Origin of the sequence: Rhizobium sp. YTU87027 (assembly GCF_050644135.1) — a bacterium.
Taxonomy (GTDB): domain Bacteria; phylum Pseudomonadota; class Alphaproteobacteria; order Rhizobiales; family Rhizobiaceae; genus Rhizobium.
Genome location: NZ_CP098441.1, coordinates 583,782 through 596,499 on the forward strand (window position 1 = coordinate 583,782; position 12,718 = coordinate 596,499).

At 58.5% G+C, this 12,718-nt stretch carries 9 protein-coding genes and 2 pseudogenes; 9 read left to right on the forward strand and 2 right to left on the reverse strand.

Translation table 11 applies throughout. The annotated features are described in order from the left end of the window. The first annotated feature begins 328 nt into the window (after nt 1–328). The 3 genes and pseudogenes from NBG89_RS21480 (at nt 329) to NBG89_RS21490 (ending at nt 2,356) form a co-directional block, all read left to right on the forward strand. A complete protein-coding gene (locus NBG89_RS21480; protein ID WP_431324142.1) occupies nt 329–610 on the forward strand; it encodes a hypothetical protein in 282 nt (93 codons plus the stop codon). Between the two features lie 374 nt (nt 611–984). Then, nucleotides 985–1,137 (forward strand): annotated as a pseudogene (locus NBG89_RS21485) (pilus assembly protein N-terminal domain-containing protein); the annotation flags it as partial. Between the two features lie 133 nt (nt 1,138–1,270). Then, nucleotides 1,271–2,356 (forward strand): nucleotidyltransferase family protein, encoded by a 1,086-nt coding sequence (locus NBG89_RS21490; protein WP_431324143.1) that lies wholly within the window; start codon nt 1,271–1,273, stop codon nt 2,354–2,356. Nucleotides 2,357–2,628: 272 nt separating this feature from the next. Here NBG89_RS21490 and NBG89_RS21495 read toward each other — a convergent pair. Beyond that, nucleotides 2,629–3,328: pseudogene (locus tag NBG89_RS21495) on the reverse strand (IS6 family transposase). A gap of 170 nt (nt 3,329–3,498) precedes the next feature. Here NBG89_RS21495 and NBG89_RS21500 point away from each other — a divergent pair. After that, a complete protein-coding gene (locus NBG89_RS21500) occupies nt 3,499–4,617 on the forward strand; it encodes an IS110 family transposase (protein WP_431323141.1) in 1,119 nt (372 codons plus the stop codon). 439 nt (nt 4,618–5,056) lie between these two features. On the opposite strand, the gene NBG89_RS21505 is transcribed toward NBG89_RS21500, so the two are convergent. Further along, nucleotides 5,057–6,076 (reverse strand): LacI family DNA-binding transcriptional regulator, encoded by a 1,020-nt coding sequence (locus NBG89_RS21505; RefSeq protein WP_431324144.1) that lies wholly within the window; start codon nt 6,074–6,076, stop codon nt 5,057–5,059. A gap of 144 nt (nt 6,077–6,220) precedes the next feature. On the opposite strand from NBG89_RS21505, the gene NBG89_RS21510 reads away from it, so the two are divergent. From NBG89_RS21510 to NBG89_RS21530, 5 genes are all read left to right on the forward strand, one after another. Further along, the gene (locus NBG89_RS21510) at nt 6,221–8,554 is read left to right on the forward strand and encodes a family 78 glycoside hydrolase catalytic domain (protein WP_431324598.1); all 2,334 of its coding nucleotides are present in this window, start codon (nt 6,221–6,223) and stop codon (nt 8,552–8,554) included. Nucleotides 8,555–8,629: 75 nt separating this feature from the next. Next, the gene (locus NBG89_RS21515; protein ID WP_431324599.1) at nt 8,630–9,904 is read left to right on the forward strand and encodes an ABC transporter substrate-binding protein; all 1,275 of its coding nucleotides are present in this window, start codon (nt 8,630–8,632) and stop codon (nt 9,902–9,904) included. A gap of 58 nt (nt 9,905–9,962) precedes the next feature. Continuing rightward, nucleotides 9,963–10,826 carry a carbohydrate ABC transporter permease gene (locus tag NBG89_RS21520; RefSeq protein WP_431324145.1) on the forward strand — a complete coding sequence of 288 codons (864 nt, stop codon included), beginning with the start codon at nt 9,963–9,965 and terminating at the stop codon, nt 10,824–10,826. Continuing rightward, complete coding sequence (locus NBG89_RS21525) at nt 10,823–11,647, forward strand: carbohydrate ABC transporter permease (RefSeq protein WP_431324146.1); 825 nt, start codon at nt 10,823–10,825, stop codon at nt 11,645–11,647. Before NBG89_RS21520 ends, NBG89_RS21525 begins: the two co-directional genes overlap by 4 nt. Nucleotides 11,648–11,649: 2 nt before the next feature. Next, nucleotides 11,650–12,630, forward strand: a complete 981-nt coding sequence (locus tag NBG89_RS21530; protein ID WP_431324147.1) for an ABC transporter ATP-binding protein — start codon at nt 11,650–11,652, stop codon at nt 12,628–12,630. Nucleotides 12,631–12,718 lie beyond the last annotated feature (88 nt).

A 12,718-nucleotide genomic window follows, 5' to 3' on the forward strand; every position in this document is an offset into this window, starting at 1 on the left:
CTCGATGACACCATAGCGTCTAAATGAGCTTGTGAAAGCCCCGTGATGCGCTTGTCTACAGCCCGCCGAGTCGCGGTCGAGACGAGGGTTCCCCAGCAAATATCCTCGGATTCAGCTGCTTTGGCAGCGGTTGGGCATCGATGGCCGCGGTCTCGCCTGTGGCAGCGATCTTGACATGCGTCGGCTGCATGGAAGCCATGCCTTGCCTCAATGCGCCTTGGTGTCCATCTAGGGAGCAGGCGATCCTCGCCTAAAATGCCCGCCAATGAGAAAGATTGTGTAGCGGCTGGAAGGCCGCCTCGCGGCCATGCCCGTTTGGGAGCTCTCGATGCAGGAACCTGGCAAGACGCTTGATGAAATGACGCTGCGCGAACGATCGAGCATTATGTCGATGGTCGCCGAAGCGCTGGAAGAGACCGCAGGACAGGCACAAGAAATCGGCGACATCCGCTATGCTGCCAATTCGACCTGTCTTGCGAACACGATCCGTGGACTTGTCAGCGATCTGTCGCCACGGGAGTTGAGGGCGGCGGCCATTCTCCTAGAGCAGGGGATTTCGCTCGTTGCTTCGTTCGAGGACCGGATGCGCGGTGGAAGCGCGCTGCATTAGGGGTACGGCGACGTCCTCCCGAAATCTTATGGCGTATTGTTCCTCATTCATTTTCATCCTCGTTGGCGCTCAGAAAGAACGGGGCAAGCTTCTTCTGTCGGGGCGCATCCTCGTCGAAGAATTTTTCGAGAGGCGGCAGCAGCGTTGATCATATTTATAGCACTGGTAGGTTCTAAAAATAATTGAACCTGGCCGGAGCCTGATTCGCGGGACTTCAGACGGCGGCCCACCGAGCACAATCGAGACCCTTGATGACGAATCCGACGCGACGGGTGCGGCAATCCTCCATGGCTGTCCTTCTAGTTCTATTTTCCCTGGTTCTAAACGCTAGCGAAACGCTTGGCGTGACGAGCGCTGAAGCCGGAACGGGGACCCTTGTGATAAAGCAGACGGGACGGCAGGTTCATCGCCGGCTCAAGCTCGGACTGAACAAGGCGCTCGTCGTCGATTTGCCGGTCGAGGCTCATGATATCCTTGTCGCCGACCCGACGCTGGCCGATGCCGTGATCCGGACGTCCCGGCCCATCTCGGCAACGCATTATACTAAATGTGCAAAAATAGTATAATGCGACTCTCAACCCGGAAGCACAAATTGTGTTGTCGTGCGGAGATCATAAGCTTTATATCTAAAACCCGATTTTAGTATAACGATGGTAGGCCATGAAGCAGATCGATCTCATGTATCGCACCATGACGGCCGAACTCAGTGAACGGGTATTCGACGCCTCTTTCTCAGCCGACTTCCCGATCGAGGGACGCTTCGTGCCTGTCACAGTGAAAGATCGCAAATATTGGTATTTCGATCAACCGCCTGAAGGGGCGGGGCATCGCCAGGATCGTCGCTATGTTGGCCCTGCTGATGACCCCGAGATCAACAAGCGAGTGGAGAATTTCCGAGCGATCAAGGATGATGCCAAAACTCGTCGTAAGTATGTTTCGACGCTCGTTCGTGAAGCTGGCTTGCCGGAACCGGATCGCTTTTCTGGAAATATCATCGAAGCTCTCGCCAACGCCGGTATCTTCCGCCTGCGGGCCTGCCTGGTCGGCTCCGTGGCTTTCTCTGCCTATGGTGGACTGCTCGGCGTTCGTTTGCCTGCCTCGTCGATGAGGACGGGGGACGCTGACTTCGCCCAGGACTATGCAATCAGCTCCGAAGTTGGGGATAGCCTTCCTCCCATCCTCGAAATCCTTCAGGACGTCGATCCAACTTTCCGGCCGACTATGCATCGTTCGGGCTCGCCGCGACCGACAGGGTTCGTCAACCGCGATGGCTACAAGGTCGAGTTCCTGACGGGCAACCGGGGATCGGACGACCACATGGACAAACCGGCCGACATGCCTGCTCTTGGTGGGGTCTCGGCCGAGCCGTTGCGATTTTTGGACTTCCTGATCCGCGATCCCGTGCGAGCTGTCATGCTGCACAAGAGCGGCGTGTCCGTCGTGGTTCCTGATCCCTGCCGGTATGCGGTCCATAAGATGATCGTCGCTTCCCGTCGGGTGGTGGATACGTCGGGAGCTGCAAAGCGCGAAAAGGACCTGAGGCAGGCCGTCCTCCTGTTCGAAGCGCTCGACGCTGCCAACCGGCGCGACGATCTGGCCGACGTCGCCAAAGAGGCGTGGGAGAGGGGAGAAGCCTGGCGTTATGCCATCCAGGCCGGGATGGGCTACATGCCGAAACGGGAAAGGGCAGCGACCGCCGCTCTCTTTCGGGACCTGGGGATCAATCACGAGGTCACGGTTCCCTAACGGCATAACGGACTGGGACCGCCTGACTCGTTGTCGTTGTCGACTTTCTCGGCAATCCATTCATCTCGGGAGAGGGGAGTCCATGGTTCGACCCCCATCAAGAGCACGACTATGACAGCTTTGCACCCGCATCTCAGTCATAGAAATCGTAGCAGCGCGCCCGAAAACGGACATAGCTCCGCGGCGGCGTCATTTCTCCTGCGCGCCAATAGGAGGGCATTGTAAACTTAACGATCACGAGGCAAGCGGAGATGCCGGGTTTCTGCGGAGGGTCATACCCGGGCGATTTTGGCCCATTGGACGATTGCAGCGGCGCGCAATTCGCGATGATGGCCGGAGGGGATGTCGTGGCGGGGAATATAAAACAGGTTTGCAATCGGATCGTGGATCGAGACGAAACGTTGTAGATGCTGCCTCGATTTGAAGCGCTTCATGATCCGCTCTCGTCGCCGGACCGGCTGATGAGAATTCTCCGCTCGATTGTTCAGTCCCTTGTGCGATCGATGCTCAACACCCGGCATGATCTCGCGCTTTGCCGCGTCGTAGGAGCGAAGTTTGTCGGTGATCATCACCCGTGGAGCACGGCCTTGCACTTTCAGGAGCTTGCGCATCAGGCGCTTTGCCGCATTGGCGTTGCGGCGTCTCTGGACCAGAACATCAAGAACGAAACCATCCTGATCGACAGCGCGCCACAGCCAATGCTTCTTGCCTCGGATCAAAATGACGACCTCGTCGAGATTCCATTTGTCGCCGAGCCGGCCGGCCGTGCGTCTGCGGATGTCGTTGGCGAAGGCACCGCCAAACTTCTCCGCCCACAGCCGGACCGTCTGATGCGAGACGATGATGCCGCGGGCGGCCAGCATGTCCTCGACCTCGCAAACTCAATGGGAAGCGGAAATAGTGCCAGACGGCGTGGGCGATGATTTCGGCTGGAAAGCGACGGCGGCGATAAAGAGGATCACGGTCTGTCATGAGACGTCATCGCATAACGAAATCCAAAGTTCGTTAAGTTTACGATGCCGTTGGGCCAGTTAGACCGTATGTTCGTGGCCTGAAGGTGGCCCGCCCCCGCGGTAAACTAAATTCGGGGGTTGCTCTGGATAGAGCCAGAGCCGAGCCCCATAGTTTAGCGAGGGCGAACCATGAAAGAAGATAATGTAATTTTCATCGGCTTGGATACGTCCAAATTGAAGATTTCAGTGGCCGTTGCCGAAGGAGAACGCAACGGCGAAGTCCGGTTTTTCGGCGACATCTCTTCCGAGCCCGCGTCTGTGGCATCGCTGGTCAACAAGCTTTCCAAGCGCGGAGCCAAGCTTCACTTTTGCTATGAGGCGGGTCCCACCGGTTACGGCCTTTACCGTCAAATTGTCGAACTGGGGCATGACTGCGTGGTGGTGGCGCCGACGTTGGTGCCCAAGCGAGCGGGCGACCGGGTGAAGACCAATCGCCGGGATGCCGTAAGCCTGGCGCGCCTGCACCGGGCGGGCGAGCTGACCGCGGTCTGGGTTCCGGATGAGGCTCATGAGGCGATCCGCGACCTGGTGCGGGCTCGCGAGGCGGCCAGCGATGCGCTGAAACAGGCGCGCCAGCAACTTCAGTCTTTCATGTTGCGTCATGGCCGGATCTATACCGGCCGCAAACCATGGTCGCGCGCCCATACAAGATGGCTGACGTGCCAGGCCTTCGATCATCCCGCCCACCACATCCTGTTGGCGGAATATTGCCAGGCCATCGAGGATGCCGGCGTGCGTCTGGACCGGCTGACCCAGCTAGTGGTGGAGACCGCAGCATCCTGGTCGATGGCCCCGGTTGTGGCCGCCTACCAAGCAATGCGTGGTGTTGCATTCATGACAGCGGTCACCTTCGTGGTCGAAATCGGCGATGTCAGGCGCTTTGATAATCCCCGTCAGTTGATGGCGTATCTTGGTCTTGTGCCGTCGGAAAGCTCGACGGGCGAACGGGTCAAGCGTGGTGGGATCACAAAGGCAGGCAACACAAGGGCGCGTCGGGTCCTCATAGAAGGCGCCTGGACATATCGCTTCCCGGCACGTGTAAGCCCGACGATCCAAGCGCGGCTAGAGGGATTGCCAAGGACCGTTCGGGAAATTGCCTGGAAAGGCCAGGTGAGGCTCTGCGCGCGCTATCGCAAGCTGATGGCAGCAGGCAAGCCGAAGGTCGTCGCGGTCACCGCCATTGCCCGGGAGATGGCAGCTTTTCTTTGGGCGATTGGACAGGAGGTCACTCCCACAGCAAAAATTTAAAGCCTATCGTCGGTGCAAAGCGCGACAAACAGTCGAGAAGCAAAACATCTGCTGTTGAACAAAGATGGAGGCAGGGTTCCGGTGGGGAACCCTCGTCATCTCTATGTGGCGGATAAAATCCATGCCCGATGTTAGATAGAGGCAGCCCCAGACGAACATACGGAAATGCGGTACCCAGCCCGCGCATAAGAGTATGCCAGCCGTCGTCAAAATGCCCTGTCTCCTCCTTTGTTCAACAGCTTCACGCATGTGCTTTCGTCGTCAAAGCCGGAAGTAAAAATCATGACTAAAGAGCTTGAATACGAACATAAGAGAGATGGGACCTCTCGCCTCTCGACGCGCTGGTCAACGTCAACGTTGGGAGCAAGGATGACGACCTTCCGCCTGGTGGAGACCATGAGCGTTTGGAGTCGTGATGTCCTGTTTGATCAGCTAACTGCTATAGACTGCCGCGCATCTCCACATGCGGCTCGACCAGCAGGTGTCGAACCTCTTCGCGGCCGTCGATACGGCTCATGAGCGTTTCTGCAGCCGTGCGACCCAATTGAGCGGCGTTTTGATCGACGCTGGTTAGCCCAACGAGAGGTATGGCAGCGAACGGCGAATTGTCGTAGCCAATGATGGCGAGATCTTCGGGAACGCGTACGCCACTTGTTCGAGCCGCGTTGATGAGCGGCACCGCATCAAGATCCGACCAGACGAATACTGCGCGGGGGCGGTCTTGCGCTGTCAGGAAATCGTTGATCGCGACCTTCCGATCCATCGCGACCGGCGGAAGCCGTAAGACCCGGCTTTGCAGGCCGGCTTGCTTCATTGCCTGCGCATAGCCCATCTCGCGCTGAACGGCGACGACCGATGCAGGCGAGTCCAGAAGATCGTAGCTCAGCATCGCAATGTCGCGATATCCCTGCCGCAGTGCAGCCTCGAGCGCCAGGCACGCACCCTTCCAGTCATCGGAATTGACGGTGTCGTAGGTCTGCGCCTGGGGCTCGTGATGGGCGATCACAACGATGGGAATCTGACGGGCGTAGCGCTCCAGAACCTTGCCGGAAATCCGAGGGGCAATAATCAGCACCCCGTCCATCCGGTTGTCGATCATGGATTCGATCATCGACGCCTCGATCGGGCTTGCTGAGCGCCCGAGCCCGATCAGCGATTTGTAGCTGCTTTCCGACAATGTGGTGTTGGCGCTTTCAATGACGCCGGCGAGGAACGTGTTGGACAGTTCGATCACCAGAACGCCGATCGTGTACGTGCGACCGCGCATTCCTCGGGCGGCGACTGAGGGCCGGTAGTTCAGCTTCTCGATCGACCGCTCGACCTTGTGCCGCAGAATGTCGCTGACGCCATAGGCGTTGCGGAGCACTTTGGAGACCGCCGCGACGGAAACGCCCGCATCCTTTGCCACATGGCGGATCGTGATCCTCTCGTGCGGCGCCTCAACTATCTGATTTGTCATTATAAAGTGTCTCGTGTTCTGATTTTCAGAAATTATAGGCACAAAACTCTTGCGCGGCAATCAAGAGTGTAGAATGATATACATAGAACGATATACACAACGGCATGGGTTCCGCCGGAGGAGGCGGTTGAGGGAGGTTGCATGATGAAGATTGCCTCGGATCACGGCGTCGCCGTGGCCAATGGCCTTGCCGGGTCTGCTTTCCAGTTTGCTGCATCGATGATTTCGCCTTCATGCGATCGCGGGCAGGGAACCCCGGGCACCTTCGTTTCCCGGGAGTTTTCACTGGAAACCGTACCGGCCGGCGCGACATTGCGCATTTCCGCGCTTGGGCTTTACCGGGCCTTCATCAATGGGCGCCGGGTAGGGGACGACCTCCTGACACCCGGCTGGACATGCTACGACGACCGGATCGCATTTCAGACTTATGGCGTCACGCAGCTGCTCAAGTCGGGCCACAATCGCATCGAGATCTGGCTGGGCGACGGTTGGTATCGGAGCCAGCTCATGTGGGCGTCCAATCCGATCGTCAACTGCTGGGGCGAGCGAGCGGGGACGATTGCAGAATTGAGCGCGGACGGAGCGCCGCTGTTGACGACGGATGAGAGTTGGAAGAGCGGCTACACGCCAGTTATCCGCAACGGCATCTATTTTGGCGAGGATTACGACGCACGCATTGAACCGAAAGACGCCGACGGCGTGGAGGTGCTGGCCTTCGACAAGCAATTGCTGGTCCCGCACGAAACGGCGGCCGTCAAGGAACTCGATGGGCGTTCCCCCATCGAAAGCTGGGCCGAGGCCGATAGGCGAAATGTCTACGATTTCGGCCAGAATGCAGGCGCCTACATCCGGATCCGCGTGAAGGGCGAAGCGGGAGCGCGGGTTCGCGTCGAACATTCGGAAGTCCTTGGACCCAACCGTTTCTTTGACAATCGCAACTATCGCAGCGCACGAGCAGAGCTGATCTACACGCTAAAGGGAGACGGCGAAGAAGTCTATGCGCCGCTCTTTACCTTCATGGGCTTCCGATATGCTCGCGTCACCGTAACAGGTCGGGCGGAACTGGTGGCCATCACCATGATCCCTGTTACATCCGTGCCGGTCGCCACGGGTAGCTTCACCTCAGGGGTTGCCGCAGTCAACCGCCTCGTCGAGAATACCATCTGGTCGCATCGCTCGAACTTCATCGAGGTTCCGACGGATTGCCCGCAGCGTGACGAGCGGCTCGGCTGGACCGGCGATGCGCAAGTCTTTGCCGGCACGGCTTGCTGGCTTGCCGACAGCGGATCATTTCTCGTCAAATACCTTCGCGATGTCATGCATGACCAACGTGCCGACGGCGCGGTTCCGCACTTTTCGCCCGACCCGACCCGACTTCACCCGGTTGATGGCCGCGGGGATTGGGCGGGATCGACAGGTTGGGGCGACGCAATCGTCATCATCCCGTGGCAACTCTACCTGCATTATGGCGATGCCTCGGTCCTTGAAGAATGCTTCCCGGCCATGCTGCGTTGGCTGGACTATCTCTGGGGCATTTCCGACGGTCCGATCATCCGTCCGCCCGCGGTTTGGGGAAGTCATGGCTTCACCTTCGGTGACTGGCTCCAGCCCGTCGGCGACAACCGCAAGCCGCGCCCGACCATTGCCGACGATTGTGCGGCGACGCTTTACCATTTCATTTCGACGCAATTGACTGCAAAGATCGCCCATACAATCGGCAAGGGCGTTGAAGCTGCGCGTCTCGATGCGCGAGCAGATGAAATCAGAGCGGCCTTCAGGCACGAGTTCTTTTCGCCATCCGGGCGCATTGCGCACAATGACCAGACCTCCTGGGCTTTGGCCTTCCTCTACGGCCTCGTTCCGCCGGAGTATGAGGAGGCCGGTCGCGAGTATTTCCGTCGGGTTTCCGAAGAGACCGATGGTGTGATCGGCACGGGTTTCATCGGAACGCCCGCGGTGCTGCCTGCTCTCACACGTCTTGGGATGCTGGACCTGGCGCAGAAGATGTTCCTGAACCGCAAGGTCCCCGGCTGGCTATATCAAGTGGAGCGGGGTGCAACGTCGATTTGGGAGCGGTGGGATGCGCTCGCCGAAGACGGCACGATCTACGATCCCGACATGAACAGCTACAATCACTATGCCTATGGCGCCGTCTGCCAATGGCTCTTCGAGGATGTCGCTGGCATCAAACCGTTGGAGGACAAGCCTGGGTTCGAAGAGATAGCGTTCGATCCAGCAATTCTTCCGGCTCTCTCGCCGGTTTCGGCCTGGCACGACACTCGCTTCGGACGCATCGAGGCCGGGTGGAGCGTGGAAGGGGAAGCCGTGACCTGCCGCCTTTCGTTGCCGGAAGGCGTGACAGCGCGCCTCAAGGGCAGAAAGGATCGCAAGGCGCTGACGGCGTGCGGTGAAGTTGTAGCGGCGGGTCGGGAGATCGGGCTCGGCAAGGGGGAGCACATAATCACCTTTTCGATTTGATAAAAAATGCTTGCGGGCGTTGGCCCGCAAGCCGGCAGCCGAAATCATTCCGGTCTTCAGGAGGAGGAAATGACTATGAGAATGACGAAGTGCAGCATCCTTGCCGCAAGCATCATGTCGCTGGCCGCTGGCGTCGCTCACGCCGATGTGACGCTGAGCATCCTGCTCGATACCAACCCGGAAACGATCGCCTCATTCGATGTCGTCTCGAAGGCCTATGCGCAAAAGCATCCGGATGTAAGCTTTGACGTCGAGCAACGCGCAGGCGGGTCGGAGGGCGATAACATCATCAAGACACGTCTCGCCACGGGCGAGATGGCCGACATCTTTCAGTACAATGGCGGTTCGCTTTTTCAGGCGCTGAAGCCGCAAGAGACGCTGGCGGATCTTTCTGACCTTCCATCGCAGGCTGGGATCCTCGAAAGCTTCAAGAAAGTGGTCACCAGTCCCGATGGACACGTGCGTGGAACGCCGTTTGGTCCGGCCATGGGTGGCGGCATCTTTTATAACCGCAAGATCTATGCCGAACTCGGCCTCACGCCACCCAAGACCTGGGCGGAGTTCATGGCCAACAATGAAAAGATCAAGGCGACAGGCAAGGTGGCCGTCGCGCAGACATATGGCACCACCTGGACCTCGCAGCTGTTCGTCCTCGCCGACTACTTCAATGTTCAGGCGGAGGTCCCGAACTTTGCTGCCGACTATACCGCCAACAAGGTCAAATATGAAAACACGCCGGCGGCCATGCGCGGCTTCGAGCATCTCGAGGAAGTTGCAAAAGCTGGCCTCCTCAATGCTGATTTCGGTGCTGCGACATTCGACGACGGCATGCGAATGGTAGCGACAGGTGAGGCTGCACATTACCCCAATCTGACCTTCGGCATCGGCAACGTTCAACAGAACTTTCCTGACGATTTGAAGGATCTTGGCTTCTTCGCTCAACCCGGCACAGATGCGGCAAAGAATGGCCTGACGGTGTGGATGCCTTCTGCGCTTTATGTTTCGGCAAAGTCAGGGCATGTCGAGGAAGCAAAGAAGTTTGTCGACTGGATCGGCACCAAGGAGGCGTGTGACCTCATGGCAAAGGCTGTTCCTTCCGGCCCGTATCTGGTGAAGGGTTGCGAGCTTCCGAAGGATATTCCGGCCGTTGTCTCCGACATGTTGCCCTATTTCGAAACCGAGGGGCGGGCTGCGCCTGCACTGGAGTTTCTGTCGCCGGTAAAGGGGCCGGCGCTCGAGCAGATCACCGTCGAAGTCGGAACGGGAATTCGGTCTGCCAAAGACGCCGCGGCTCTCTATGATCAGGACGTCGAAAAGCAGGCCAAGCAACTCGGCCTGCCCAACTGGTAACCTCCCAGCCGATCCCCACCCGGTGCTCGTCCGGGTGGGGGGTGCTCAAGGAGTCCTCATGGTTACGCGCAAATCGCCTTATCCCTACTGGTTCGTCCTGCCTGCGGCGGTGATCTTCACCGTCCTTTTTCTGGCCCCGACGATTGCCTCTTTCTGGTTCAGTCTGACCCGGTGGGACCTCTTCAGCACGCAGTTCATCGGCCTGGAGAACTACCGGCAGTTCTTCCGTGAACCGTTTCTCGTTCAGGGCCTTATCAACACCGTCATCTATGCGGTGCTGACATCGGGCACGAAAACCGTGCTCGGCTTGCTCCTGGCCGTGCTTTTGACATCAGGTCTTTGGGCGCAGGGCTTCCTGCGCACCGTCATCTTCTTTCCCGTTCTTGTGTCGACCATCGGCGTCGGCATGACCTTTTCCGTGCTCATGCACCCAACCCGGGGTCTTATCAATGTGGTGCTTGCTGCCGTGGGTATTCATGGTCCGGGCTGGCTGACGGACCCGGCACTGGCGCTCTATTCCATCGTCTTCGTCGATCTCTGGAAAGGCATAGGTCTTGCCACGGTGATCTACATCGCCGGCCTCGCGTCGATCAGTCCGGACTATTATGAGGCGGCCAGGATCGATGGCGCCACCGGCCGTCAGATGTTCTTCCGCGTGACCGTGCCATTGGTCAAGCCTGCAACGGTGACGGTCGTGACGCTGTCGCTGATCGGTGGACTGCGCAGTTTCGACCTGATCTGGGCCATGACCCGCGGCGGCCCTGGCTTTTCCTCGGATGTTCTGGCGAGCGTCATCTACAAGCAGTACCAGGCGGGTTTTTACGGGCTGTCGACGGCCGGAAACGTGATCTTGTTCGTCCTCATCGGGCTGATCGTGCTGCCCCTTACGGCGTGGTTCAATCGTAAGGAGGTGGATCTGTGAAGTCCCGCCAACTCTACACGGGCATCGCTGCCCTTGCCGCTTCTGGCGTGATCTTCGTCCTGCCTTTCCTGTTCATCTTCCTGACGGCTGCCAAGACAAAGCAGGACGCGGCCTCGCTGCGCTTCAGCCTGCCTGTCGAATGGCGGCTTTGGGACAATTTCATCGAGGTTCTCCAGGCTCGCAACTACATGCTGCTGCTGGCCTACTTCAATTCGACGGTCATCACAGTGGTTGCAGTCACGCTTCTCGTGCTGTTCGGCGCCATGGTGGGATATGTTTTGCAACGCCGTCCCTCGCGTTGGAACACGGTGATCTATGGTTGCGTTCTTGCGGGGCTGATGATCCCGCCTGCAGTCGTGCCAACCATCTGGGTGCTGCAGTCGCTTGGCCTTTTCAAGTCGATATCAGGCATGATCCTGATCCAGGTCGCTTACGGTCTCGCATTCACGGTGCTGCTGTTTAGAAGCTTCATCGCGACGATCCCGCGCGACCTCGACGAAGCAGCGATCATCGATGGGGCCAAGCCGCTGCAGATATTCTTTCGAGTCGTACTTCCGCTCTTGAAGCCGGTGACCGTCACCGTCGTTGTCGTGCAGTCCATCGCCATCTTCAACGACTTCACGAACCCCCTCTACTACCTGCCGGGCCGGGAAAACGTAACGGTGCAGCTCACGCTTTATAATTTTCAGGGGCAATTCCAGACCCAGTTCAACCTGTTGTTCATGAACATTCTGCTGGTGACCCTTCCGCCCCTTGTCGTTTTCGTGTTCTTCAACCGGCAGATCGTGGCGGGCATGACCGCCGGCGCAGTGAAAGGTTAGCCATGACCAGCGTGGTGCTTGACAATGTCCGCAAGAGCTTCGGCAGCCTGGATGTGATGAAGGGCGTTGACCTCACGATCGATGCGGGGGAATTCTGCGTCTTCGTCGGTCCCTCCGGCTGCGGAAAATCGACTTTGCTGAGGATCATTTCAGGACTTGAGACCTCAAGCTCCGGAAAGGTGTTCATCGACGGCAAGGACGTCACCGACGCCGAACCCTCCCAGCGCGGCATCGCTATGGTTTTCCAGTCCTACGCCCTCTATCCGCATCTGACCGTGGCAGAAAATATTGGCTTCGGCCTGTCGCTTGCCAAACGGCCTAAGGCCGAGATCGCGGAAAAGGTCAGGCAGACCGCCGACATTCTCCAGCTTTCCCATCTCTTGGATCGAAAGCCCAAGGCGCTTTCGGGCGGACAACGGCAGCGCGTCGCAATCGGTCGTGCCATCATCCGCAATCCAAAGGTCTTCCTGTTCGATGAGCCTTTGTCCAACCTCGACGCTTCGTTACGGTCGCAGATGCGGATCGAGCTGACAGATCTGCACGCCAAACTTGGCGCAACGATGATCTATGTAACGCACGATCAGGTCGAGGCGATGACCATGGCCGACAAGATTGTCGTGCTCAACGGCGGAACGATCGAGCAGGTCGGAACACCGATGACGCTTTACAACAATCCGGCAACGCCGTTCGTCGCCGGCTTCATCGGCTCGCCGAAGATGAACCTTTTCGAGGGGGAGGTTGCCAAGCGAGAGGGCTGCAAGACCTACGGCATCCGTCCCGAGCACATTTCGCTTTCCGCGGCGCACGGAAAGTGGCGCGGCGTCGTGCGCCACATCGAAAGGCTGGGCGCCGACACGGTTGTTCATCTTGACGTATCGGAACTCGCCTCGCTTGTCGTGCGTACGGAGGGCGACCGTCTAATTTCGGTGGGCGAAACGCTGTTTGCCACACCGTTCAAAGGCAAGGAGCACAGATTCGCCTGAAATGGTGAAGACCGCGCGTACGCAGGCCCGGCGCCTGTAATAGAGACGGTCGTCCTATCAACGTGTCAGTGCGACCGTTCTCCGGAAC

What these genes read in the sequence shown, in the direction of transcription:
- NBG89_RS21480 (WP_431324142.1), top strand. Translation starts at nt 329, where the DNA reads ATGCAGGAACCTGGCAAGACGCTTGATGAAATGACGCTGCGCGAACGA.
- NBG89_RS21530 (WP_431324147.1), top strand. Translation starts at nt 11,650, where the DNA reads ATGACCAGCGTGGTGCTTGACAATGTCCGCAAGAGCTTCGGCAGCCTG.
- NBG89_RS21490 (WP_431324143.1), top strand. Translation starts at nt 1,271, where the DNA reads ATGAAGCAGATCGATCTCATGTATCGCACCATGACGGCCGAACTCAGT.
- NBG89_RS21505 (WP_431324144.1), bottom strand. Translation starts at nt 6,076, where the DNA reads ATGACAAATCAGATAGTTGAGGCGCCGCACGAGAGGATCACGATCCGC.
- NBG89_RS21520 (WP_431324145.1), top strand. Translation starts at nt 9,963, where the DNA reads ATGGTTACGCGCAAATCGCCTTATCCCTACTGGTTCGTCCTGCCTGCG.
- NBG89_RS21510 (WP_431324598.1), top strand. Translation starts at nt 6,221, where the DNA reads ATGAAGATTGCCTCGGATCACGGCGTCGCCGTGGCCAATGGCCTTGCC.
- NBG89_RS21500 (WP_431323141.1), top strand. Translation starts at nt 3,499, where the DNA reads ATGAAAGAAGATAATGTAATTTTCATCGGCTTGGATACGTCCAAATTG.
- NBG89_RS21515 (WP_431324599.1), top strand. Translation starts at nt 8,630, where the DNA reads ATGAGAATGACGAAGTGCAGCATCCTTGCCGCAAGCATCATGTCGCTG.